This window comes from Rhodonellum psychrophilum GCM71 = DSM 17998 (assembly GCF_000381545.1).
Lineage (GTDB): Bacteria > Bacteroidota > Bacteroidia > Cytophagales > Cyclobacteriaceae > Rhodonellum > Rhodonellum psychrophilum.
The window spans coordinates 208013-231511 of the sequence record NZ_KB906676.1; the positions used below are offsets into that span (position 1 = coordinate 208013).

20 protein-coding genes are annotated in these 23499 nt (G+C 43.2%); 9 read left to right on the forward strand and 11 right to left on the reverse strand.

What is annotated here, in order from left to right; translation table 11 throughout:
• Window positions 1–10 precede the first annotated feature (10 nt).
• The 8 genes from F824_RS0108800 to F824_RS0108845 all read right to left on the reverse strand — a co-directional run bounded on the left by F824_RS0108800 (window position 11) and on the right by F824_RS0108845 (window position 10614).
• On the reverse strand, window positions 11–1036 hold the full coding sequence (locus F824_RS0108800) for a LacI family DNA-binding transcriptional regulator (protein WP_019597512.1): 1026 nt from the start codon (window positions 1034–1036) through the stop codon (window positions 11–13).
• Window positions 1037–1064: 28 nt separating this feature from the next.
• Window positions 1065–2045, reverse strand: a complete 981-nt coding sequence (locus F824_RS0108805; RefSeq protein ID WP_019597513.1) for a M28 family peptidase — start codon at window positions 2043–2045, stop codon at window positions 1065–1067.
• Window positions 2035–3522 carry a cysteine--tRNA ligase gene (gene cysS / locus F824_RS0108810; RefSeq protein WP_019597514.1) on the reverse strand — a complete coding sequence of 496 codons (1488 nt, stop codon included), beginning with the start codon at window positions 3520–3522 and terminating at the stop codon, window positions 2035–2037. Before cysS ends, F824_RS0108805 begins: the two co-directional genes overlap by 11 nt.
• Before the next feature lie 177 nt (window positions 3523–3699).
• Window positions 3700–5226, reverse strand: coding sequence for a bifunctional phosphoribosylaminoimidazolecarboxamide formyltransferase/IMP cyclohydrolase (purH, locus tag F824_RS0108815; protein ID WP_019597515.1), 1527 nt, complete (start codon window positions 5224–5226; stop codon window positions 3700–3702).
• A 120-nt stretch (window positions 5227–5346) separates the two neighbouring features.
• Window positions 5347–5904: a phosphoribosylglycinamide formyltransferase gene (gene purN / locus F824_RS0108820; protein ID WP_019597516.1), complete on the reverse strand. Its 558-nt coding sequence runs from the start codon at window positions 5902–5904 to the stop codon at window positions 5347–5349.
• A gap of 371 nt (window positions 5905–6275) precedes the next feature.
• The gene (locus F824_RS0108830) at window positions 6276–7133 is read right to left on the reverse strand and encodes a geranylgeranylglycerol-phosphate geranylgeranyltransferase (RefSeq protein ID WP_019597518.1); all 858 of its coding nucleotides are present in this window, start codon (window positions 7131–7133) and stop codon (window positions 6276–6278) included.
• Window positions 7134–7581: 448 nt separating this feature from the next.
• Complete coding sequence (gene recQ / locus F824_RS0108840; protein WP_019597520.1) at window positions 7582–9720, reverse strand: DNA helicase RecQ; 2139 nt, start codon at window positions 9718–9720, stop codon at window positions 7582–7584.
• A gap of 99 nt (window positions 9721–9819) precedes the next feature.
• A complete protein-coding gene (locus tag F824_RS0108845) occupies window positions 9820–10614 on the reverse strand; it encodes a glycoside hydrolase family 16 protein (RefSeq protein WP_019597521.1) in 795 nt (264 codons plus the stop codon).
• 82 nt (window positions 10615–10696) lie between these two features.
• Here F824_RS0108845 and F824_RS0108850 point away from each other — a divergent pair, with 82 nt between their 5' ends.
• The gene (locus tag F824_RS0108850; protein WP_019597522.1) at window positions 10697–10888 is read left to right on the forward strand and encodes a CsbD family protein; all 192 of its coding nucleotides are present in this window, start codon (window positions 10697–10699) and stop codon (window positions 10886–10888) included.
• 177 nt (window positions 10889–11065) lie between these two features.
• Window positions 11066–12229 carry a homogentisate 1,2-dioxygenase gene (locus tag F824_RS0108855; RefSeq protein WP_019597523.1) on the forward strand — a complete coding sequence of 388 codons (1164 nt, stop codon included), beginning with the start codon at window positions 11066–11068 and terminating at the stop codon, window positions 12227–12229.
• A 121-nt stretch (window positions 12230–12350) separates the two neighbouring features.
• Here F824_RS0108855 and pafA read toward each other — a convergent pair whose 3' ends face one another.
• On the reverse strand, window positions 12351–13994 hold the full coding sequence (pafA, locus tag F824_RS0108860; RefSeq protein WP_019597524.1) for an alkaline phosphatase PafA: 1644 nt from the start codon (window positions 13992–13994) through the stop codon (window positions 12351–12353).
• Between the two features lie 197 nt (window positions 13995–14191).
• Here pafA and F824_RS0108865 point away from each other — a divergent pair, with 197 nt between their 5' ends.
• Entirely contained in the window at window positions 14192–15589 is a 1398-nt protein-coding gene (locus tag F824_RS0108865) for an aminopeptidase P N-terminal domain-containing protein (RefSeq protein WP_019597525.1), read from the forward strand.
• Between the two features lie 440 nt (window positions 15590–16029).
• On the opposite strand, the gene F824_RS0108870 is transcribed toward F824_RS0108865, so the two are convergent.
• Complete coding sequence (locus F824_RS0108870; protein ID WP_019597526.1) at window positions 16030–16623, reverse strand: carboxypeptidase-like regulatory domain-containing protein; 594 nt, start codon at window positions 16621–16623, stop codon at window positions 16030–16032.
• Between the two features lie 192 nt (window positions 16624–16815).
• Between F824_RS0108870 and F824_RS0108875 the strand changes: the two genes are divergently transcribed.
• From F824_RS0108875 to F824_RS0108890, 4 genes are read left to right on the forward strand one after another with little or no spacing between them, the layout of a single operon-like run.
• Window positions 16816–17199, forward strand: coding sequence for an ArsR/SmtB family transcription factor (locus F824_RS0108875; RefSeq protein WP_019597527.1), 384 nt, complete (start codon window positions 16816–16818; stop codon window positions 17197–17199).
• Window positions 17200–17205: 6 nt separating this feature from the next.
• The gene (locus F824_RS0108880) at window positions 17206–17901 is read left to right on the forward strand and encodes a YjjG family noncanonical pyrimidine nucleotidase (protein ID WP_026333594.1); all 696 of its coding nucleotides are present in this window, start codon (window positions 17206–17208) and stop codon (window positions 17899–17901) included.
• A 42-nt stretch (window positions 17902–17943) separates the two neighbouring features.
• Complete coding sequence (locus F824_RS0108885) at window positions 17944–18516, forward strand: hypothetical protein (protein WP_019597529.1); 573 nt, start codon at window positions 17944–17946, stop codon at window positions 18514–18516.
• Window positions 18517–18528: 12 nt separating this feature from the next.
• Window positions 18529–19137, forward strand: coding sequence for a hypothetical protein (locus F824_RS0108890; RefSeq protein WP_019597530.1), 609 nt, complete (start codon window positions 18529–18531; stop codon window positions 19135–19137).
• 164 nt (window positions 19138–19301) lie between these two features.
• Here F824_RS0108890 and F824_RS0108895 read toward each other — a convergent pair whose 3' ends face one another.
• The gene (locus tag F824_RS0108895) at window positions 19302–19802 is read right to left on the reverse strand and encodes a hypothetical protein (RefSeq protein ID WP_019597531.1); all 501 of its coding nucleotides are present in this window, start codon (window positions 19800–19802) and stop codon (window positions 19302–19304) included.
• A 368-nt stretch (window positions 19803–20170) separates the two neighbouring features.
• On the opposite strand from F824_RS0108895, the gene pruA reads away from it, so the two are divergent.
• Window positions 20171–21811 (forward strand): L-glutamate gamma-semialdehyde dehydrogenase, encoded by a 1641-nt coding sequence (pruA, locus tag F824_RS0108900; protein ID WP_019597532.1) that lies wholly within the window; start codon window positions 20171–20173, stop codon window positions 21809–21811.
• A gap of 528 nt (window positions 21812–22339) precedes the next feature.
• A complete protein-coding gene (locus F824_RS0108905) occupies window positions 22340–23497 on the forward strand; it encodes a DUF4221 family protein (RefSeq protein WP_161629722.1) in 1158 nt (385 codons plus the stop codon).
• The last annotated feature ends 2 nt before the right edge of the window (window positions 23498–23499 follow it).

Consider the following 23499-nt stretch of genomic DNA (forward strand, 5'->3'; position numbering starts at 1 on the left):
AAGAGTAGGGTTACTTACTTTTCAAGGAAGAATTCCTAACCATCAAGGTTGTGCTTAAAACAAAAGACTGAGGATCATCAGAAACAAGTTCTTCCAATTGATCCAATAGGTGATTGGCTGCCAGTTGTCCCATCTCGTAGCCAGGTTGGGACACGGTGGTCAGTGATGGTTCCACCACCGCCGAAGTGGGGTTGTTTGTGAATCCAGCCAAGGCAATGTCTTGTGGAATCCTGATTTTGTTTTCCTTCAAAACCATCATTACATCTACGGCCAGCGGGTCGATCATGGCAAATATTCCATCCGGCCTGTTTTTTTCATTTATGATTTCCAGCGCGATTTTTCGGTTCATTTCCAAGGTCAGATCGGTGATATAGGTCCGGCTTTCCTCCTCTGAAATACCATATTCAGAAAGCGCCAACAGGTAGCCCTCTTTCCTTTTTTTGCTGATGTACAAATCCTCTGGGCCGGAAAAATAAGCTATTTTTCTGCAGCCTTGTTCGAGCATGTGGTGCACAACGAGATAGGCGCCATGTGCATCGTCAACGGTCACCCGTGAGACCGGTATTTCCTCCGTTACCCGATCAAACATGATGAAGGGGATTTCGCGGTCAACCAATTCCTTCAGATGTTCGTAGGTTTTGGTCTCCCTGCTCAAGGAAATCAACAATCCGTCTACCTGACTGGAAACCAATATCTTGATGTTTGCCTTTTCTTGCTCAAAGGATTCATTGGACTGGCAAATCATGATGTTGTAGCCCCTTTTGTAGGCGGTATCCTGAATCCCGGAAATATTGCTCGAAAAAAAGTGTGAGGTGAGCTCGGGCACGATCACGCCAAGGACTTTGCTTCGGCTGATTCTGAGGCTTTGAGCCAATAGATTTGGCTGATAGTGCATGCTTTCGGCCATCTCGACCACCCGTTTTTTGGTGTCCGGATGCAATTCGGGAGAATCCTTCAATGCCCTGGAAACAGTAGAAACAGAGACATTCAGTTTCTTGGCAATCTCTTTCATCGTTACCTGGTGGCCTTTTTTCATTTTGGGGGTATTTACGGTAAATGGCTTGCTACTCTTGATATAGGGTGAACAATACGGTTTGTCCAATCGCCTTCAGGGTTCTTTTGTCAATCAGCTCCATGTTGTCGGCATGGGTGTGGTGATAATGACCAAACCCAAAATCCGGAGAAAATTCTACAATATCGATCATTGGAATTCCCGCATCTTTGTTCACAAAAAGATGGTCATCAATGATTTCGGGGGCCTCTTTCATGATGAAGAAGTCCGAATATCCTAATTCTACTCCATAATTCCATACTTTATTGACGATGTTTTTGGCATAAGCCATGGAGTATCCTTCTTTGTAAAACCGGGCTCCTTTGCCGCCGACCATATCCAAGAGAATTCCATAGTAGGCCGAATAACCTCTTTCATGGGGTGTTTTTGACCAATGTTGGGAGCCAAGACACCACCAGATTTGGGAATTGTTGCGGGATACCGATTGTTCGGGTTCCCCGTCGTCTTCCCCGTCAAATAAAATGAAATCAATGCCTATTTCGGGAGAATTTGGATCCGATGCGACAATCCGTGCGATTTCCAATAAAACACCGACACCTGATCCGCCGTCATTGGCGCCATCAATGGGTTGGTCGATTCTTTGGCTGTCCTTATCGGCCATTCTCCGTGTATCCCAATGGGCGGCCAAAAGAATTCTTTTCTTGGCTGAAGGGTTGTAGGAGGCAATGATATTCGTCAGGTCCCAAAGTTTGTTGTCATAGGTTTTGGCCTGAAATTCCTGCAATTGAACCTCCAAACCGAAACCTTCAAATTTGGAAACCAACCAGTCTTTGGTTTGGGAATGTCCTTTGGTATTGGGAACCCTCGGGCCAAAATCCACCTGCTTTTGGATATAATGAAATGCGGAATCTGCATTGAAAGCTGGGGTTTCCCTGAAATCCACGGGAGTTTGAACGACCACTCCGTTTTTTTCGCCACTACATGCCCAAAAGAGAGAAAGCAAAACGATCCCCAATCCCAGTCTATTCTTCATAAGCCCAATCAATTTTATCTTTCATATCCTTGACGATGATCCCCAAATCCTTCAATGAAGCCCGGATTTCATCAATACGGTTGTAGTCTCTGGCCAGTTTTGCCTCGCTATACAGTTTGATCAACAAAGACAACAGTCCTTCCTGATTGTCCGTTTTTTCCTCCAACAATCCCAAAATCTCCTCTACGAAGCGGATGAAGGTTTGGTTGGTTTTCTCAAACACTTCTTCTCCAAAAACACCAGGTGACAATTGCCCGGTGTACATGCTGTTGATTTTTTTCAACAGGTTAAATAAATGTCCAATGGCCTGTGCTGTATTGAAGTCCTCATCAAGTGCACGGTAGGCATTGGCAATGCTTTGCTCGACCTGTTTGATTTGGTCAGCATCCTTTTCAACTTGATCGGGATTGCTGTATTTCAGCGTTTTGGCTATGCGCAGTGCATTGATGATTTTCTTGTATCCCTTTTGTGCAGCTTTGAGCGCATCATTGGAGAAATCCAAAGTAGACCGGTAATGCGCCGTCAAGATGAAATAACGGATCGTCATCGGGCTATACGCTTGTTCCAATAAGTCATGCTTGCCGGTGAACAACTCCTGTAAAGTAATGAAGTTGCCCAGCGATTTGCCCATCTTCTGGCCATTGATGGTGATCATGTTGTTGTGCATCCAGTATTTTGCCGGATCCTGATGGTTGCAGGCATTTCCCTGCGCGATCTCACATTCATGGTGGGGAAACATCAAGTCCATCCCGCCTCCGTGAATGTCAAATTGCTTTCCGAGGTACTTGGAGCTCATGGCTGTACACTCCAAGTGCCAGCCTGGGAAACCTAGTCCCCATGGGGATTCCCACTTCATCAAGTGCTCCGACGAAGCTTTTTTCCAAAGGGCAAAATCCACTGCATTTCTTTTTTCGCTCTGTCCGTCCAGATCCCGGCTTCCGCTGACCAACTCCTCCAATACCCGGCCTGAAAGTTTGCCATATTGGTAGCTTTCGTTGTATTTCATGACATCGAAATATACTGAGCCATCGACCTCATAGGCCAATCCTTCCTTGAGAATCCCTTCTACCAAAGCAATCTGCTCCGGAATATGTCCAGTAGCTCTTGGCTCAATGCTGGGTTTGATGGTGTTCAACGCCAGCATGTCCCGGTGGTAACTGTCCGTGTACATTTGCGCCACTTCCATGGGTTCCAATTGCTCCAGCTTGGCTTTTTTGGCGATTTTATCCTCCCCTTCGTCCGCATCTCCCTGCAAGTGACCTACATCGGTGATGTTGCGAACATAACGGACCTTGTATCCCAAATGACTCAGGTACCTGTACACCGTGTCAAACGTGATAGCTGGTCTGGCATGTCCCAAATGGGCGTCTCCATACACCGTTGGCCCGCAGACATACATCCCCACGAAGGGCGCGTTTAGCGGCTCAAAGGTTTCTTTCTTTCTGGATAGCGTATTGTATATTTTCAGATCACTCATAGGGGTTAAAAAAAACGGTATAGCGTACGGGTTATTTAGCAGCTCGTGCGCTTGGGATTTGGTATTTTAACTTCTTTATTTCTTGGTGTTTAATATTTTCAAACCCCGAATTCATTGTATTGTAAATCAATGAATTCGGGGTTTGAATACTACATAGCCAATACAATGGATCGCAAATTAATGTTTAAAATGCCTCACGCCTGTCAAGACCATGCTCATGCCGGCCTTGTCGCAGAAATCAATGCTGTCTTGGTCCTTGATAGAGCCACCTGGCTGAACGACCGCGGAAATCCCTTCTTTGGAGGCGATCTCCACACAATCCGGGAAAGGGAAGAAAGCGTCCGAAGCCATTACGGCACCTTTGAGGTCAAAGCCAAATGCCTTGGCTTTTTCAATCGCCTGAAGCAATGCATCGACCCTAGAGGTTTGACCCACGCCGGAGGAAAACAATTGATCTCCGTTGCTTAGGATGATGGTATTCGATTTCGTGTGTTTGCAGATTTTGGCCGCAAATACCAAGGCATCTTTTTCCAACTCTGTTGGCGACTTTTTGGTCACTGTTTTGAAGTCTGCCTTGGTTTCGGTTTGAAGATCTTTGTCTTGCTCAATGATACCATTGAGTAGCGTTTTGATTTGTTTTGTACCGCCAATCTGGATTTTTTGTTTCAACAAGACCCGGTTTTTCTTGCCTTTCAGCACTTTTAGTGCATCCTCGTCAAATGATGGGGCGATCAGCACCTCGAAGAAAAGGCCATGCATTTCTTCAGCCGCAGCCAAATCCACATTTTGATTCGTGATCAAAACCCCGCCAAAAGCGGAAGTGGTATCCGCTGCAAACGCTTTTTGGTAGGCTTCCTTGACACTAGATGCCAAAGCCACGCCACAGGCATTGGTGTGTTTGAGAATGGCAAAAGCTGTTTCGCCTTTGAATTCGGCGATCAAAGCAACTGCTGCATCCACATCCACCAGATTGTTGTAGGAGAGCTCTTTGCCATTCAATTGGTCAAAAACCTCATCCAAATTTCCATAGAAACGGGCAGACTGGTGTGGGTTTTCCCCGTATCTCAAGGCTTTTGCCTTGGTTTCAGAGATTTTAAGCGCAGGGATATTTTCGTTTAAGTTGAAATAATTGAAAATATGGGTGTCGTAATTGGAGGAGACCTGAAACGCCTGGGCTGCAAAATACCGCCTGTCTTCCAAGGTGGTCGCGCCGTCCTGGTTGTTCAGTCTTTCTTCAAGTTCGCCATATTGATCTTTAGAGGCAATGATGGTCACATCCTTGAAATTCTTGGCTGCTGCACGGATCAATGAAATGCCTCCAATATCGATTTTTTCGATAATATCCGCCTCTCCAGCGCCTGATGCAACCGTTTCTTCGAAGGGATACAAATCCACGATGACCAAGTCAATGGCCGGGATGTCAAATTCAGTAGCTTGTGAAATATCCCCGTCGTGGTCTCTTCTCTGAAGAATACCGCCGAATACCTTTGGATGTAAAGTCTTGACCCTTCCTCCAAAAATAGAAGGATATCCCGTCAGGTCTTCAACAGGAATCACTTCGGCTCCTTGGCCTTCAATGAATGCCTGAGTGCCTCCCGTGGAGTATATTTTTACGCCATGTGCTTTGAGTAGGGCGATGATAGGTTCAAGATTGTCTTTGTAATAAACAGAAATAAGGGCGGATTGGATTTTTTTGGCAGCCATGTTTTGTGTTTTGTAAACGCATCGCTTAGTAGGATTTGGATTTTTTCCTTAAGCACAATGCGGTTTATCGTTGGTTTTTAAGGTTTAAAATCAAAGGGCAAAGGTAGGAAAACCAATGCATTAAAGCAGGCTTTCGATGACATTTGGAAAGTATTTGTGTTCTAAAAGATGGACTTTTGCCGCGATTTGTGCGGGGGTATCTTCGGGTGCAATCGCTACGGCAGCCTGAAAGATGATTTTCCCTTCATCATAATGTTCATTGACCATGTGAATGGTAATGCCGGTTTCGGTATCCCCAGCCTCTTTTATGGCTTGATGGACTTTGTCGCCGTACATGCCTTTTCCTCCATAATTGGGCAATAGGGCAGGGTGGATGTTGACGATGCGGTCAGGGAATTTTTGGATCAGGTCATCCGTCACTTTAAGAAGGAATCCTGCCAATACCACCAAATCGATTCTCAGGGATTGTAATTTTTTGGTGAGTTCACCAGACTCCATTTCTGATTTGGTGAAGGTAAAAGTGGGGACGTCGAATTTCTTTGCCCTTTCCAGCACAAAAGCATCTTTTTTATTGGAGGCCACCAGGACAATTTTACCTTTTGGGGAATGTTGGAAATACTCCATTATTTTTTCCGCGTTGGTTCCGCTGCCTGAGGCGAGGATGGCGATCTTTTTCAAGGTGGGGTTCAGGTTGATTTGTACGGGTAAAAATAGGGATTATCCTTTGAAATCGAAGAGGATCGCTTTCTTTTCGTCCCAGTCCCTTTCGATTTGATTTTTGGAAAACAGTTGGTAGGAAAATAAAAGGCGCGCAACTTAACCCGTTTTGTGTAGTACCAATTTGATTCCAGTCTAAAATCCACTATTAATCGGTTGGTTTTCTGCTGTTTTTGACTTCAATACCTTGGTGGGAAACCTTAATATTCCAAATAATCTGATTTTCTTATAGTTTCAAACCTCTTTAGGAATTCTATTCCATATTTTGGATTGAAAAAAGCGGAAAGAAGACCGGGATTTCAATTTGGAATTGAGTAGAACAATGAAATTGATCATAAAAAACCCATGCTCAAAATACCGGTAAGCATCAAAATCTTTGACAGGATGCTCAATTGGGTGAAATGGGCCTTCCGGTCGGCAACATATATTTTGTACATAAAGTAAAAGAAGAGGAAACTCATGCCCCCGAAATAATAAAAAAGCTGCAGGTTATTGATCTTGAAAGTCACGATCAGAATGGCGCAGACAAAACCAAAGGCAATCAGGAAAATCACTTTTTTGGTGTTTCGAAAGCCCAAGACAATCGGAAGCGTTCGACAACCGTGTTTTCGATCTCCTTGGCGGTCTTCAATGTCTTTGATGATTTCCCGGATCAGGTTGATAAAGAATGCAAAAATGGCATAGGTCAACACCAACAACTCCGATTGCTGGTAATAGTACCCAATCATCCATATCGAAGTCCCGGTCAGAAGTGCCACAGTAAAATTCCCGATAAAAGGAAGCCTTTTGAGGGAGTTGCTATAAAGCCATAAAAGAAAAGAAGCCACGAAATTGATCAATGCGATCCTTGGACTGACAATTAGGGCGATACCAATTCCCGTGAAATTGAGTAGTGAATGTAGAAAAATCACCATTCTCCTGCGCATGCCTTTTCCTACGATCACCTCTTCGGGCTTGTTGATGTAATCGATTTTCACATCGTAATAATCATTGATCATGTAGCCGGCCGCAGCCAAAATCACGGTGGAAAGAATGATCAGATAAAGATTGATGTCTTGCAGGATCGGCAGTCCCTGTCGGGTAGTCCCTACCAAAAAGTGCGCTGTCATCAGCTGGGCAAAAGCCACGATCACCAGATTCACAGGCCTGCTGATTTTCAATAGACTCCAGATGGAAAATGACTTTGGCATAGGTTTGGGATTCTTCAATCAAAAGTAAGCGATAAAGTCAATAGTCAACATCAATCTTTCCAACTAAATTAATCTACCAATTGTTGAAAGTCAACTTTTAACAATTCATCAAAAAAATTAAGCCCGTGTTATGCATTACCAATTGGGTGCTGATCATAAATATCTTTAAATCAGTGAGTTGTTAACCGTTATTGACTTCGCCAAATAGGTGTTACGCATTAATCTCCCAGTAGCCTGATTTTCTTGAAGTTTCGATCCCATTGGGAAACGGAATGCTTATTTCAGGTTAAAATGTTTTTTTCAGAAAAGTTTTCAGATTTCAGATGATTTGTATTCTCAAAAAACTTCTACTTTTCTACTCATTAGACTTTACCCAAATCTCTCCTGTAAGGTTTCAAACTGCTGGGGATGAACTTGGTTTATTTTTTGACCTCCGGGAATTTTTGAATTAGCCCTCTCTTTCATCCGCCAATGCAACTTTCAACTGGAAATAGCTGTACCTGTCACCGAAATGTTCCTTCAAAGGTTTTAGGAATGAATTCCCCTGTCTTCGGTAGGCCAATCGGATGTTCAGGACATCATCTTTTGACAGGAATTTTTCCAGATCAATAAGCTGCCTTTTGACAAGGTTGGCGAGGTGGGACTCTATGGTGGTTGGCGTCATGCTTCTGGCCTGGGCAATCTGAAAAATATTCATGCCTTCCTCATGGTATTTCAAAGTCAGCATTTCAGATTGTGAGTCCTTACCCACGGGGGCTTTTCTTGGGCGGGCTTTTTGGATGGGTTCCAGTTGATGGTCTTTGGCGTATTTTTTTATCAGGCCGAGAAAATCTCTTCCATAGCTGTTTGCCTTGATCTTACCAACTCCTGAGATCGTCAACAAGGCATCCTCATCCGAGGGGAAATACGTGGCCATTTCCACCAAGGTATTGTCTGCAAAAACTACGTATGGTGGCACATTGTCCTTTTGGGCAAGTCGATGGCGCAGCATTTTGAGCTCGTCCAAAAGACCTTCATCATGCTTAGCTGAAGTTGCAGAGGCTGTAGTCCGTTCTTCTTCCATCGGCAGGAGAAATTTCTCCTTGGATTTCAGTTTTTCCCATGCCAAGGTGGTGAGTTTCAGGGTTGGGAATTGGCTTCCTGCTTCAGCAAGATAGCCTTCCTGTTGGAGTTTTTCTCCCAGATCCTTCCAGAAGGACTCGGGTCTGTCTTTTCCGATTCCGTACACGGAAAGTGCTTGATGGGCTTCCTGGATTTTTGCAGATTTGGATCCCCGAAGGACCAGCACCACATATCCCAATCCAAACGCTTCGCTCAATCGGGCAATGGTGGACAACAGCATTTGAGAAGGGATGGTCATGTCCTGAAGGTTGCCTTTCTGAAAGCAGGTGTCGCAATTCCCGCAATTGTCGGCAGCCTCTTCGCCAAAATAATTCAGCAAGTACTTTCTCCGGCAGGTTTTGCTTTGGCAAAAAGCCTTCATCTTGTCAAGCTTCCCTTGCATGACATCGGAAAATCCCTGGTTTTCCGACTGCTCCAGCATCCTGCCCAAGGTGATGGCATCCCCGACACTGAAAAACAGCAAGGCATCGCTCGGCAGTCCATCTCTTCCGGCCCTCCCGGTTTCCTGATAGTAGCCCTCGATGTTTTGTGGCATATTCATGTGCACCACGAAGCGCACATTGGATTTGTCGATTCCCATCCCAAATGCAATCGTGGCAACCATGATTTTGACTTCGTCCTTGATAAATAGTTCTTGGTTTTTTTCGCGGATTTCCCGCGAAAGGCCAGCGTGATAGGGGAGAACTGATAGTCCTTCTGCCTCAAGGGTGGCCGCTGTCTGTTCCACGTTTTTTCGGGAGAGACAATAGATGATTCCGGAATCTTTTTTGTGGAAATCCAAAAACTCCAACAATTTGTCCATCGAATCTCGTTTTGCAGTCACTCTATAGGTGATGTTGCTCCGGTCGAAGGAGGAAATAAACCATTTTGGGGAATTCAATCCCAGTTTTTCTGCAATGTCTTTCCGGGTGAGTTTGTCGGCTGTGGCGGTAAGGGCGATAAATGGGGTGTTGGAAAATTCCTTCCGAAGCGCTCCGATTTTCAAATATTCAGGACGGAAATCATGCCCCCACTGGGAAACGCAATGCGCTTCATCCACGGCGACCAATTTGAGATCCACGGTTTTTAGAAATTCAATCAATGGATATTCTCCCTTAAAAAGTCGTTCTGGGGCGATATAAAGAAGTTTTATTTTGCCTTCCTGGATCTGGGAAGTGATGTAGCGCTGCTCACTTATGCTCTGGGAGGAGTTCAGGAAAGCTGCAGGAATCCCATTGGTGTTCAAAGCGTCCACTTGGTCTTTCATCAAGGAGATCAAGGGAGAAATGACCAATGTCAAGCCCCCAAAAAGGACCGCAGGAATCTGATAACAAACAGATTTTCCTCCACCGGTAGGCATCAGCACAATGGTGTCCTGGCCTTTGCTTACCGATTGGATGATTGCTTCCTGGTTTCCCCGAAATCCAGAATAGCCGAAAAAATTCTTGAGTATTTCTTGGGGATTTGATGTCAATGTTTGGGGCATGAGTTTTTAATATTGCGGAATTTGAAAAAAGGATGCCTCAAATTTACGGAATTGTTTCTTCTCTTTGGCGCATTAGCCAAAATGGCTATTCGGAAAGGGTTATTTTTCCAGGGGTTTTTCCTTATAAACCCTCACATAATCAATTTCCATTTTTTGTGGCCAGATACTTTCATCCACACCCTGGGCGCCTCCCCAGTTACCGCCAACGGCAATATTTAGAATCAGGTGATGGGCATGGTCAAAGGGCCATTCATCCGACCCTTTCCCCGTATTTGCGAAGGTGTGGTACAGTTCATCGTCGATAAAGAAGTCGATTTTATCCTCTTGCCAATCAATCGCATATACATGGAATTCATCTGAAAAGGTGGGGACCAGTTTTGTTGCGCCTTTTTGTGTCTTTTTGATATGGTTGAAGGCTTCGGTATGGACGGTACCGTGAATGGTTCCGGGATCATAGCCCACATGTTCCATGATATCGATTTCCCCACTTTTCGGCCAGTTGCCATAGCTGTCTTTTTCGGGAAGCATCCAGATGGCGGGCCAAGTTCCCACTCCGTAAGGGATTTTGGCTTTCACCTCAAAGTAGCCGTAAAGCCAAGAAGCTTTTCCTTTGGTCACCAATCTTGCTGAAGTATAACCTTTATCGGTCGTGCTGTCGCGATGTGCCTCAATAATGAGTTTCCCATCTTCAATCCGAGCATTGGAGAGCTTTTCTTTCGTGTAAAGCTGCAGCTCCTTGTTGCCCCAGCCATGATCTCCCAGATCATATCCCCATTTGGTTAGGTCCGGCATTCCGTCTTTTCCAAATTCATCGGACCAAACCAGGTTATCAGAATTTTTTTCGCTGCATGAAAAATGAAGGACTGCTAAAAATATTATTGTTATATATTTCATCTTTTTAGTTCTATTAAAAGGTTTTTGGAATGGTCTTTGTTTTAATTTTAGTGTAATTATTTTTAATCTAAACGAAAAATTTATGTCTACTAACCTGAAATTAAAAGGAAATTGGAACGAGTTGAAAGGTAAATTAAAAGAAAAATACGGGGAACTCACAGATGATGACCTTATTTATGTAGAAGGCAAAGAGGATCAACTTCTTGGCAAGCTTCAGAAAAAAACAGGCGCAGCCGAAGATGAATTGAACAAGTTCTTGTTCGACAAGGATTAACCCACTGATACCCAAAACAAGAAAAGCGGCCTAGGCCGCTTTTCTTGTTTTGGGGAAAACTGAATATCGGGGATAAGCGTTATCTAAAAAGAAGGTAGGATTGAAGATTAACATTGGATCCTAAAATAATCCCGTCGATTTTTCTAAATTTAACCCTTGACATAAACCCAAAAGAAAATGGCTTATTATTATAGATTGGGGAATATCCCGCCAAAAAGACATACGCAGTTCCGTCAGCCGGATGGAAGCCTTTATAAGGAAGAATTGGTCAGTTCTAAAGGCTTTTCAGGCATTTTTTCTACTTTATACCACATCCACAACCCAAATTCGGTGAAATCCATTGGAAAACCCGTTCCCTTTTCTTGGAAAAAGACGGAAGATGTTGGCCTTTTGCAAACCCATCTCAAAACTTCCAATGTCACCTCCACAGGAAAGGATTACCTGAATGCCAGGAAAATATTGCTCATGAACAATGACGTCATGATGGGGATTTGTTCCCCGGAGGAGCGCAAAATGGAGTATTACTTCAAAAATGCCGACGGGGATGAGTTGATTTATGTCCATGATGGTGAAGGATACCTGTATTCACAATTCGGGAAATTGAAGGTGGTGAAGGGTGACTATATCGTCATTCCCCGAACGACCATTTACCGCTTTGAGTGGAATGAAGTTGGCCCTTTGAGGCTGCTGGTCATCGAGTCCCAAGGTGCCATCGAAACTGTAAAAAGATACAGAAACGAAGTCGGACAGTTGTTGGAGCATTCTCCGTATTGTGAAAGGGATATCCATCCCCCCGGGGAATTGGTCACTGAAAATGAGAAAGGGGAATACCTCGTTCAAATCAAAAAAGGAGGCATGCTCCATCAATACACCTACGAACACAGTCCTCTGGATATCGTGGGTTGGGATGGTTATTTGTACCCCTATACACTTTCCATTCATGATTTCGAGCCCATTACGGGAAGAATTCATCAGCCACCGCCAGTCCATCAGACCTTTCAGGCCTCAGGATTTGTGATCTGTTCCTTTGTGCCAAGGCTTTTTGATTACCATCCTTTGGCCATTCCTGCCCCCTATAATCACTCCAATATTGATTCGGACGAAGTTCTGTATTATGCGGAAGGAGAATTTATGAGCAGAAAAGGCATCGATAGGGGATCTTTTACCCAACATGTGGGCGGATTGCCTCATGGTCCGCATCCCGGGACCGTAGAAAAGTCCATCGGAGCAAAAGCCACCGAAGAGCTTGCGGTGATGTTGGATACTTTCAAACCCTTGTACCTGACCACTGCCGCTCTTGAATTTGTAGATGAAAAGTATCCAATGAGTTGGACGGAATAAATTTCCCTTCAGGTTTGTCCAGATAAGCTTTCAAAAAAAATAGCCGGAAAGGCTGAAAGACAAAGGAGATTTTTCCTGAGCTTTCAGCCTTTCCGGCTTTTCTGTTTTGGTATAAGTCGGATTATTTCTTATCTGTAATTTCTAGAATCGGATGTCCCGTGGCTCCGTTTGGCAATCTGGTTTCGAGCAATACCGAAAGGGTGGGAGCGATATCCGTGACGGTCGCATATCTGCTGCTGCTGCCAGGCTGGATATTCCATCCAAAGAATACGATCGGAACATGCGTATCGTAAGTATAACCCGTACCGTGCGTCGTTCCCTTGTAAGAATTGCTCAGCCAGGCTGGCTCAAGGATCAATAATAAATCTCCGGAAGCCTTGTGGTTGTATCCCATCTGTAACAAGTTTTTTCTCCCAAAAAGGTACTCGTTTCTTCTCAGGTCGGTAGCAGTGTAGACTTCCTTGATCCCTTCAAATCCCAAAAGGAATTCGGCGATTTGTCTTTGCATCTTCTCATCATCCAATCCTTTCTCCTTCGCCAAAGCTTTGTTCAGAAAAACCTGTTCGTTGGAGAAATTCAAAATCCAATTTCCTTCTCCGAATTGGGCTTGGGAAAAACCTCTTAGTTGTGTTAAAATAAATCTGGAGTTGAAATTCCCAGCAGGGATATTTTCGCTTTTCATGTAGTCCACAATGTCGGCTACGGCATGGTCAGCGGTTAAGAAAACCAAATATTCCCCCTTACCATATTCCTTGTCCAAGTAATTCAGGAATTTTTCCATTTCCCTGTCAAGCTTGAGATACGTATCCTCAACCTCTACTGAGGACGGCCCAAATCGGTGTCCAATATAATCGGGTGAGGAGAAGCTCACAGCCAATAAATCCATCTCGCCTCTTTTGCCCAGTTGCTCACCTTCCAAAGCGGCATACGCCATGTCAAGGGTAAGTGAATTTCCGTAAGGTGTGGTGGAGATCAATCCAAATTCTCCATTGTCTTGCATCAAGGCAGGCAGATCATAGGGGAATGAAGGAGATGTCATGCCGATAAACGGCCCCTCAAATTCATTGTCATCTGCAATGCTTTGGGTATAAGTGGCGATGGGGAATAGAGGTTCCCATTTCTGGGAAAGGTATTTTTTGGCCAATTCCTTTTCATTGAATGCACTCACCCACTTAGGCAATGTGTCATAATAGTAATTTGAAGTCATGAAATTACCGGTTTTGCTGTCAAACCAATAAGCGTCTCCCATGTGCCCTGCAGGAAGAGCAGCGCCACGGTCTTTGATGGCGATGCCTACCACTTTTGACCGCTTGTTGCTGGCAAACCGCATTTCGTCCGAAATGGTGGTGGACAACATGTTTCTCGGTGAGATTTTTCCATTTTCCGCCGAACCTCCCACTGCGGTCACTGTGCTGTCTTCCGCACAATAGATGCTGCGTCCCAAGCTGGGTACATACCAATTGTTTCCGATAATACCATGTGTGGAAGGGGTGGCTCCTGTGTAAACAGAGGCGTGACCAGGACCGGTATAGGTTGGGATATAATTGTAATGGCCGTTTTTCATCATGAATCCTTCATTCATCAGCCTTTTGAAACCGCCTTCAGTGTACCTGTCTTGGTATTTGTAAAAATATTCCTGACGCATCTGATCCACTACGATGCCAACGACAAGCTTTGGTTTTCCTGCGGGTTTTTCGGTTTTTTGGCCAAATGTGGCTGAAGTCAATATCAGTCCAAGGAATATGGTCAATAAGGTACTCTTCATAATGCGTTGATTTTTGGTTGAGGCAAAGATAGGGATTCAAAAAGAAGGACAGATTAAGATTTTGTTAAATGCACTTTGCCTTGGATGGGCTGTCAATAATTGGTTTAGGAAGGTCAACACCATTTTTTGATCGACGGTTTAAATTATTTTGAAAGGAATGTTATCTTTCGAATACCGAAATCAATAATTATATCGAGATGACAAAGACTTTGAAATGTTTTCTTTTTGCCTTCCTTTTTGGGTTTTTTGGATGGAATACCACGGCCAATGGCCAATCCTGGTTTGACGATGGCTTGAGTCCGGCTTTCCATAAAGAACGCCGCCAAGCCCTAAGGGCGCTGATGCCGGAAAATTCCGTCGCTGTTTTCTTCACCAACCCGATCAAAAACAGGTCCAATGACACTGATTTTGCCTTCAGGCCCAATTCTGATTTTTATTACTTGACGGGTTTTAGAGAACCGAATGCTGTTTTGGTGGTCTTTAAATCTCCCCAAGGTTTTGGAAATGGCAGTGCGGATGAATTTATCTTCGTTCCCGCCAGAGATCCCCGAACCGAACAATGGGAAGGTGCGCGATTGGGCGTGGAGGGTGTTCAGGAAAAACTGGGGCTGGAAGCCGTATTTTTGAACAGTGAATTCATGAAATCCCCCGCAATGGATCTTTCAAAGTTTGCACAAGTGCTTTCGCCGGCCAAAAGTCAAACAGAGGGAGGGCGACACAATGCGACTTTGAATGGCATGATGGAGGTTTTTTACACCAACAATCCTTCGCCAGCCAAACCCGCGGCAATGGCTTTGGATAAGATGATGAACCAGTTGCGGGTGATCAAGTCGGAGGAGGAATTGACAATATTGAAAAAAGCCATTGAAATATCGGGCATGGCACACATCGAAGCCATCAAGTCCATCCAGCCCGGTGTTTCCGAGCGGGCGATCCAGGGCGTGCACGAGTTTGTCCACAAAGCAATGGGTGCGGAAGACATCGGTTATGGCTCTATCGTGGGTGCCGGGAACAACAGCTGTATTCTTCATTATGTAGACAATGACAAGCGAGAACTCCAGGATGGTGTCATCCTGATGGATGTTGGGGCGGAATACAGAGGATATTCAGGAGACATCACGCGGACTGTTCCGGTGAAAGGCGTTTTTTCCAAAGAAGAAAAAGCCATTTATGAAATCGTGTTGAAGGCCTTGGAGGCGGGAACTGAAGCGTGTAAGGTCGGAGAGGATTTCCGAGATGTTGGGCTTGTGGCCAAGCAGATCATCGACAAGGGATTGGTGGACTTGGGGATCATCAAGGAAGGAGAGCGGCATCCCTATTTCCCACACGGAATTGGCCATCATTTGGGACTCGATGTACACGATAGGGGCGCCTACGGCAAATTGATGCCGGGAATGGTATTGACCGTGGAGCCGGGAATTTATATTCCGGAAGGAAGCAATTGCGATCCCAAATGGTGGAAAATCGGCGTCCGGATTGAAGACAATATCCTGATCACGGAAACAGGAAATCTAAACCTCAGCCAATTCGTGCCTAGGACGGTGGCTGACATCGAAAAATTGATGAAAGAAGATGGTGTTTTGCAGAAATTATAAGTGCTCAAGATGGGAGGAATTCACTTCTTTTGGAGTTGGTCTGTCTAAATTCTAGCCATACATAAATTTAATCCTTCAATTCTCGGATAAAGGAAATCGAGGTTAATCCCGTAATATGCAGTAGGTTTCCAAGTGGGATTGAAATGGAAAGAAAATCAGACCCTTGGGAGTATACTTTATGACACCAAAATGGTGGATTTATCAATAGTTTAAACTAACTGATTATCTGTTAATTCCAATATTGAATTGAGTTCGTATTGCATAAAGCGGGTTAAAGGGAAATCAAAAGGCCTCAGAAAATATTTTCTGAGGCCTTTTGATTTGAATGGGGATTATAAAATGAATGGTTTTTCTTCCCAGATTATTTCGAGATTCAATCGATACTTGTTTTTGTAATTGTTGAATTTCTCCTTGATTACAAGCAGTCTTTGTTTGACTTTCTAATCCTTCTTCTTCAAGTCACCTCTTTTGATGGACTGGATAAATTGTGACCAAGCAAATGGATCAAGCAATCTGAAGGGTCTCGGTCCATATCGGTCCTGGATCTGCATGACCTGACCCTGTTGGAATCCCCGGAAATTCTCGTTTCCTGAGGCTGGCATGTTTTCCGCCCATCTGAGCAAAGTCGCAGGACTCAAATTTCCACGGCTGTCGATGGACATTGGCGCTTCGTAATTCATGGCCAAAACGGCCCTTTTAAATTCATCCTCGGTGGGATAAGGCATGACCTCAATTTCTGCCAAAGTAATTTCGTCATCCTGCATCGTGAGGATCAAGCTGATTTTATCGTCTACCATCTGCTTGGGCACCACGTAGGTTTGCCTTTTGAGACCGATAAAACTAAAGACCACACTATCACCTTCGAGCACTGGCATGGAAAAATATCCGAATCTACCACTACTGGTTCCTCTTCCTTTTTTGGGCACATATACGTTTACTCCCGGCACAGCGTCTGTACTGTCCGAATTCAGGATGATCCCTGACAATTGTATTACCTTTCTTTCCTTTTGATCCTGAGCTTGGGTTTTTTCCATTCCCAGAAAGAGTAGGGCAAAGAATGTAAAAAGGACGATATGTGTTGGTTTTATTTTCAATGTCGTTTTTCTTTATAATTACGGCTTACGGCGTAGCGGGTTTTCAAAAGCTTTCAAATTAAACCACTATAATAGCCTATTTCCGTATGATTTTATTAATTTCAAACCATATTTCTTCGTTAAAAGTTATTAATGAGACTAAAAAACATCAGTTTGAATTATGGAATGCGGGTTTTCAAAGCCTTGTCCGAGGAGCCACGCGTCAGGATAGTACATCTTTTGATCCACAACAAAGAACTGTCTATCTCAGACTTGGAGCATATCCTCGACTTTACCCAAACCAAGACAAGCAGGCACTTGGCCTATCTCAAAAATGCAGGCCTGGTCGGAAGCCGAAGGGTGGACCAATGGATTTTTTATTACCTCTTAGAAGAGGCAACTGAAATCATTATTCAGATTTTTAAGTTTATACAAAAGGACATCAACCTGATCAAGGATCAGGAGGTCTACGAAATCCTACATTCCAATCGGGAATTGGCGACCAACAAGATCCAGAACAATCCTTACCGTAAATAAAACTGAGTGAAACGATACCAACATATTTTCTTCGATTTGGATCATACCCTTTGGGATTATGACCGCAATGTTCAGGAATCCCTGACCGAACTCCATGATGTTCATCAATTAAATGAACTGGGGATAACTGACGCAAAGGCACTGATTCAGGCTTTTTACAACGTAAATTTCAAACTTTGGGCACTCTATGATGTCGGTAAAATAGACAGAGACAGCCTTCGCGAAACCCGCTTCAAGTTGATTTTCGAAAATGCAGGAGTTGACCCGGAAAGTGTCCCCGCACTTCTCGAGCCTGACTTTATGCATCGGACTTCTTCAAAGAATTACCTTCTTCCCTATGCAATGGAGATTTTGGATTATCTGAAACCCAATTATCCCATGCACATCATCACCAATGGGTTCAATGAAAGCCAGTCCAAAAAACTTCATGCTTCCGGATTGAATCCCTATTTTGACTTGATCGTGACATCAGAGACAACAGGCCACAAAAAGCCAGATGCAAGAATTTTTCAATATGCCTTGGATCATCTTGGGATCAACAATCAGGAGGTCATCATGATCGGAGACAATCCCAATTCAGATATTCTCGGAGCCATCAATGCAAATATTGATCAGGTCTATTTTGATCCACACGGCAAAGGGATAGAAATAAAGCCCACCCATACCATCAAACATTTGAAAGAATTGGAAGATTTTCTGTAACCCTAATTGATAAATCCTTAGTTTTGAGGTAAATTAAGGACCATGAAGAAAATTTTATTGTTTCTGACTTTCAGCCTCTGTTCAATTGGCGTTTCTGCACAGTACTATGATATCGGTATTCACGGAGGGGTGTTTACACCGATTGATTTTTGGTATTATGTAGATGGGGGAATGGGGCCTAGCACAGGCGTGAAATTCAATTACCATTTCAATGAAAAACACGCCCTCTCTTCAAATTATTTCCATGGAAATTTCCATTTTTCTCCGGCAGGAGCAGAAGAGCGTATCAATGGGCAGCGATACGAGAGAGAAAGATCCAGAGCAAGCTTCAATGCTGTTTCTTTTGTTTTTCTACGGAAGTTTAAACTCAAAAATGATTGGCAAATCCATGTAGGAACTGGAATCGGATATTTTTTGGAGCATTGGGAAGGTGAAGTGAATTATTTGTCTGGGGAAAAAGATTACAAACGAGATTTTACGATGCCTATTGAGATCAATCTCAACAGGGAAATATCAAAAAATGTAATCATCGGTATCAAGTCCGGCGTCTTCCTAACCCCTTTTTATATTTTTGGCGGATTTCACTTAGGTCCTGAGGTCAGTTATAGATTTTAAATTTAATCAAGTATGAAAAGATCTGGATTAACCATCTTACTTCTCGCCTGTGTGCTGTTTCAAGTAAATGGACAAAAACTCGATTTAAGCCTAGGCTTTGGCAGTTACAGAGTACCCAATCAAATTAAATTTGAATTGCCTAAACAAGGATTCAATATGAATATTGGCTTGATGTACCAGCTCAGTGATCATTGGGAAATGGGTACGGTTATCAATCATTCAGTTTTTAATTTTGATAGAGCGTCATTGGCAGCTACGCCACTTTCCTTTGGCGATTTCATCACGTCCGGAAGGGTCAAATCAGATCATTTATACTTTACTTTTCAAAGGAAAGTCATATTTCCTTATCAAATTGAAGCAAGTCTGGGTGCTGGAATTGGAGGATATATCGAAACCAGTGAGAATTATGTTGCCGGAAACTTTGATGAAGAGAGGGGGCTTTACACCTCCATTTCATGGAACCGGGATATTGAGACAGGCATTCACTTTCCCCTGACATACGCTGTGAAAAAAATCATCGCCAATAAAGTGAGTTTGGGAATACAAGGAGGGATCTTTCTGGACAAAAATCTCAATACAAGAGGAATTTTCATAGGGCCAAAAGCCGGGATTTTTCTTTAAACCCCTGTACTGCATTGCCATTTCTAATCCAGCCTAAAATTGCTTCATAACCAGTTTTTGTCTGATTATTGACTTCACCATATCGGGTAGATACGTCATTCTCGCAAATAAACTGATTTTCTATCAGTCACATCCTCATTAGGAATTTCAATGCATATTTCGGCTTAAAAAGCATAACCAATGGAAACCTGAGGTGCAAGGAGTTGCGCAGGATCGGAAGAAAAGAAAGGGGTTAAACCCGCTCGCAAAAGAAATCCCGATTGAGCCACTCTTCTGTAACCAATGATGCCATTGAACAATAGACCACTTGCAGTTAACCGGGGGGCCGAAGATGTGAAGGTGGAATTGGTTCTAGACAAAAATAAAACCGTTGCCCCCAATCCAAGCTCCAGAAAATTCCTTTTCCGACCTACCAGATAATTAACCGCAAAAGGAAGGGTAGTAACGCTATATCCATCGATAGCGGTGTACCCCAGACCAACCTTCGCACCCAAACCATTTGCCTGATCTTTGAATCGCCAGTCATAGTTGAAGGAATAAAGAATCCCCGAACCTAAGCCTTCCAGAAAAACCGCCTCTCTTTTGGTTTCGTCTTGACTGATTCCGGAAAGGGGAAGCATAAAAATAATGATGGCCACGATTAAGCTAATCCTTGTGTTCTGCATGGGGTAAAACTAAATGAATATTTTTTAAACCCCAAATATGCATTCCGCTTCCTGATTGGGGTTGAAACCGCAAGAAAACCAGACTATTTGGGGATTAAGGCAAATGCCAATATGGTGAAGTCAAAAATAAAAACAACCGGCTGATTATGAGGTGTTTTTAGGCTGGAATTGAATTGGTAATGCATAAAACGGGTCAAACTTGGTCATTGACTGAATGATTATCTCTGAATTATTTTTACAGCGGTAGGCGAATAGCGCATTTCCCCATTGTCCTTCATGACCTGGATAAAAGAATAGGATAAAAAAGGCATTCCAAGCCTAGTTTCTTATATTTGTCATATTCAGAAATCAAATAAACGCCAAATAATATGCTTAAAGGTTTTTTTAATGTCCCTACACCCAAAAACGAACCTGTAAAGGCTTACGCACCGGGTTCCCCTGAAAGAATAGAATTACAAAAAACACTTAAAGAATTCAGAGCCCAAGAAATAGATGTGCCGATGTACATTGGTTCTGAGGAAGTGAGAACAGGCAAGAAAAAGTCCATGTCTCCACCTCATGACCACCAGCATATTCTTGGCTATTTTCATGAAGGCGATGCTTCGCATGTGGAACAGGCTATCAATGCTGCTTTGGGAGCAAAAGAAGCTTGGGAATCCATGGAATGGGAACAAAGAGCTGCTATTTTCTTGAAAGCCGCAGATCTTTTAGCTGGACCATACAGGGCAAAGATCAACGCCGCAACCATGCTTGGTCAATCCAAAAATGCGATGCAGGCTGAAATCGATGCAGCTTGTGAATTCATTGACTTTTTGAGATTCAATGTGCTGTACATGACCGAGATTTATGCACAGCAACCTCCGGTTTCGGGTGATGGTGTTTGGAATAGACTGGAACAAAGACCACTTGAGGGCTTTATTTTCGCCTTGACGCCTTTCAACTTCACCGCGATTGCGGGAAATCTGCCAACTTCTGCCGCCATGATGGGCAATACCATCGTCTGGAAACCTGCTTACACGCAGATTTACTCTGCAAAAGTCTTGATGGATGTCTTCAAGGAAGCTGGCGTACCTGATGGTGTGATCAACTTGATCTATGTCGATGGACCTACTGCAGGCAATATTATCTTCAATCATCCTCGCTTTGCAGGGATTCACTTTACGGGTTCTACTGGCGTTTTCCAGAACATTTGGAAGACGATCGGTGCCAATATCCAGAACTACAAATCCTATCCAAGAATCGTCGGGGAAACCGGCGGGAAGGATTTCGTCATTGCACACAAATCTGCGCATGCCAAAGCCGTTGCCGTGGGTCTGTCAAGGGGCGCTTTTGAATATCAGGGACAAAAATGTTCTGCCGCTTCAAGGGCATACATCCCAACGAATATTTGGGATGATGTAAAAACCTTTTTGGTAGAGGATTTGAAATCCATGAAAATGGGAGGAACGGAAGATTTCACCAATTTCATCAATGCCGTTATCGATGAAAAATCCTTCGATAAAATCGCCAAATACATTGACAATGCCAAGAATGCAGATGGAGTGGAAATCATCGCGGGTGGAAATTATGACAAGTCAAAAGGGTATTTCATCGAGCCAACGGTAATTGTCGTCGAAGACCCAATGTACACCACCATGTGTGAAGAAATCTTCGGGCCTGTTCTGACCATTTATGTGTACAATGCAGAGCATTTTGAGACCGCTTTGGAATTGGTGGATCAGACATCTCCCTACGCATTGACTGGAGCGGTATTCTCCCAAGACCGCTATGCGATCGAATTGGCCACCAAAAAGCTCAGAAATGCTGCTGGTAACTTCTACATCAATGACAAACCGACAGGAGCAGTCGTTGGTCAGCAACCATTTGGTGGAGCAAGAGCTTCCGGTACCAATGACAAGGCAGGTTCGATGATCAATTTACTGCGTTGGGTTTCTCCAAGAACAATCAAAGAGACCTTTGTCTCTGCTGTGGATTACAAATATCCATTCTTGGGAAAAGATCAAGGTTGAAAATAGATAAGATTTCAGATCGAAAGAAGAATTAGAAATAGATGAATTGCAAAAGCCTCCGAGGGGATCAAACCTTGGGGGCTTTTTTTGTTGTCTTTTGATCTGTCAGCTATTTCTTTCTAATGCTTGGCCCATTATGGAAGTGGATCAAGTTTTGAAAACCACCTGTAAATTTGGGTAATTTTGTTAATTGATCAGGTTCAGATATTTTTTTAAAGATTTTTTTCAAAACCTCAAAAAAAGTTTCATAAACTAAAAATAGGCAATTTACTTATGAATTATTAGTTTTCAGGGGGGGGATTAGTATATCAGAACAATATTTGGTTTTTTTAGCTTTTAAAAGTTCAAAATGTACATGTTTTAGCTTTCCTGTCCAGACGAAATTTGCGAATGAAATTTTTAGGTTTTAATTTGATAAAGATTAGTTGTCCGGGCATCAATCAAATGGAAAGATTTCCCTGTCCTGCAGATTGCCAATGGACTTGCGCTTTTTGTTTTAAATAAAATCAGAATCAAATGTCATTTTTCATGAAGAATGTGTTTTCCCCCGCAATCCTTGCGTGCATATTGATCTCCTGCACCTCCAATAAGCTCGAGGATTCCGATCGCGTTGCTCATCAAGGTCCAGCACTTGAACTTGCAGGTTCAATGATGCTCCATTTGGACGAGTATTCCACTTATGAGTTTTTCAGTCATCAAGTCGTAAATGAGAACGGTCGAGAATTGCTTTGTGTGTTGAATAAGCAAAACAAGAGTTTCGATACCTATGATCTGGAATCCGGTAATTTATCCAAAAGATTTCCAATCCCTTCAGAAGGGCCGTATGGTATATCGGATCCTTATGCATTTCTAATGGCGGGAAGGGATTCCATTTTTGTATTCAATCAAAATAGTTTTAAAAATACCCAGTTGCTGAACAATGAGGGTGCTTTGCAGGCATCGCTCACCCCTGACAATATGATGACATACAAGTATGGATTAAATCATTATAGCCTACCGAATATCAGCAGCCAACTGGTAGGGAATAAGATTTATTATGGGGTGGTCGGTTTCTTTGATACTTCGGATCCTGAAAATTTTCAAAATGACATGAAATTGTCCGGAGTATATGATCTAGGAACAAATCATTTGGAGGAAATGGAAAGTTTTACTTTTCCAAAAAGCTATACCAACAAGGGCTGGAGTACTTATCATGCCATGTTTTCGTGGATAAAAAACAATGAGAATGACTGGGTGGTTTCATTCCACGCTTCAGATAGTTTATTTGTCTATGATTTGGATTTTCAGCTGAAAAAATCCTTTTCTGCAAAGAGTCAATATGTAAAAGAGATTCTCCCAATGAAGAGAAATCTCGACAGTGAGGAGCATTTACGACATGCGGTTCAATCAGGTCAATATAGAAGATTGCTATATGATGGGTACAGAGCATGTTATTATAGGATCGTAGTCCATCCGAGGGAATTCAACCAAAATGAAGATAAAAATTCAATTGCTTTTAATCGCTCTCCCTTCAGTATTATCAAGCTGAATGCAGACATGGAAGTTGTCTCTGAAACCAGATTCCAAGGGTCGATTTACAGCATATTCACGGCCTTCGTTTCTGAGAGGGGTCTCTGCATTCCCAGAACCAATTATTGGAACAATGAAATAGAGGAAGAAAAAATCCAAATTGACATTTTTATCTAAGG

What these genes read in the sequence shown, in the direction of transcription:
- F824_RS0108800 (WP_019597512.1), bottom strand. Translation starts at nt 1,036, where the DNA reads ATGAAAAAAGGCCACCAGGTAACGATGAAAGAGATTGCCAAGAAACTG.
- F824_RS0108805 (WP_019597513.1), bottom strand. Translation starts at nt 2,045, where the DNA reads ATGAAGAATAGACTGGGATTGGGGATCGTTTTGCTTTCTCTCTTTTGG.
- cysS (WP_019597514.1), bottom strand. Translation starts at nt 3,522, where the DNA reads ATGAGTGATCTGAAAATATACAATACGCTATCCAGAAAGAAAGAAACC.
- purH (WP_019597515.1), bottom strand. Translation starts at nt 5,226, where the DNA reads ATGGCTGCCAAAAAAATCCAATCCGCCCTTATTTCTGTTTATTACAAA.
- F824_RS0108830 (WP_019597518.1), bottom strand. Translation starts at nt 7,133, where the DNA reads ATGCCAAAGTCATTTTCCATCTGGAGTCTATTGAAAATCAGCAGGCCT.
- recQ (WP_019597520.1), bottom strand. Translation starts at nt 9,720, where the DNA reads ATGCCCCAAACATTGACATCAAATCCCCAAGAAATACTCAAGAATTTT.
- F824_RS0108845 (WP_019597521.1), bottom strand. Translation starts at nt 10,614, where the DNA reads ATGAAATATATAACAATAATATTTTTAGCAGTCCTTCATTTTTCATGC.
- F824_RS0108850 (WP_019597522.1), top strand. Translation starts at nt 10,697, where the DNA reads ATGTCTACTAACCTGAAATTAAAAGGAAATTGGAACGAGTTGAAAGGT.
- F824_RS0108855 (WP_019597523.1), top strand. Translation starts at nt 11,066, where the DNA reads ATGGCTTATTATTATAGATTGGGGAATATCCCGCCAAAAAGACATACG.
- pafA (WP_019597524.1), bottom strand. Translation starts at nt 13,994, where the DNA reads ATGAAGAGTACCTTATTGACCATATTCCTTGGACTGATATTGACTTCA.
- F824_RS0108865 (WP_019597525.1), top strand. Translation starts at nt 14,192, where the DNA reads ATGACAAAGACTTTGAAATGTTTTCTTTTTGCCTTCCTTTTTGGGTTT.
- F824_RS0108870 (WP_019597526.1), bottom strand. Translation starts at nt 16,623, where the DNA reads ATGGAAAAAACCCAAGCTCAGGATCAAAAGGAAAGAAAGGTAATACAA.
- F824_RS0108875 (WP_019597527.1), top strand. Translation starts at nt 16,816, where the DNA reads ATGAGACTAAAAAACATCAGTTTGAATTATGGAATGCGGGTTTTCAAA.
- F824_RS0108885 (WP_019597529.1), top strand. Translation starts at nt 17,944, where the DNA reads ATGAAGAAAATTTTATTGTTTCTGACTTTCAGCCTCTGTTCAATTGGC.
- F824_RS0108890 (WP_019597530.1), top strand. Translation starts at nt 18,529, where the DNA reads ATGAAAAGATCTGGATTAACCATCTTACTTCTCGCCTGTGTGCTGTTT.
- F824_RS0108895 (WP_019597531.1), bottom strand. Translation starts at nt 19,802, where the DNA reads ATGCAGAACACAAGGATTAGCTTAATCGTGGCCATCATTATTTTTATG.
- pruA (WP_019597532.1), top strand. Translation starts at nt 20,171, where the DNA reads ATGCTTAAAGGTTTTTTTAATGTCCCTACACCCAAAAACGAACCTGTA.
- F824_RS0108905 (WP_161629722.1), top strand. Translation starts at nt 22,340, where the DNA reads ATGAAGAATGTGTTTTCCCCCGCAATCCTTGCGTGCATATTGATCTCC.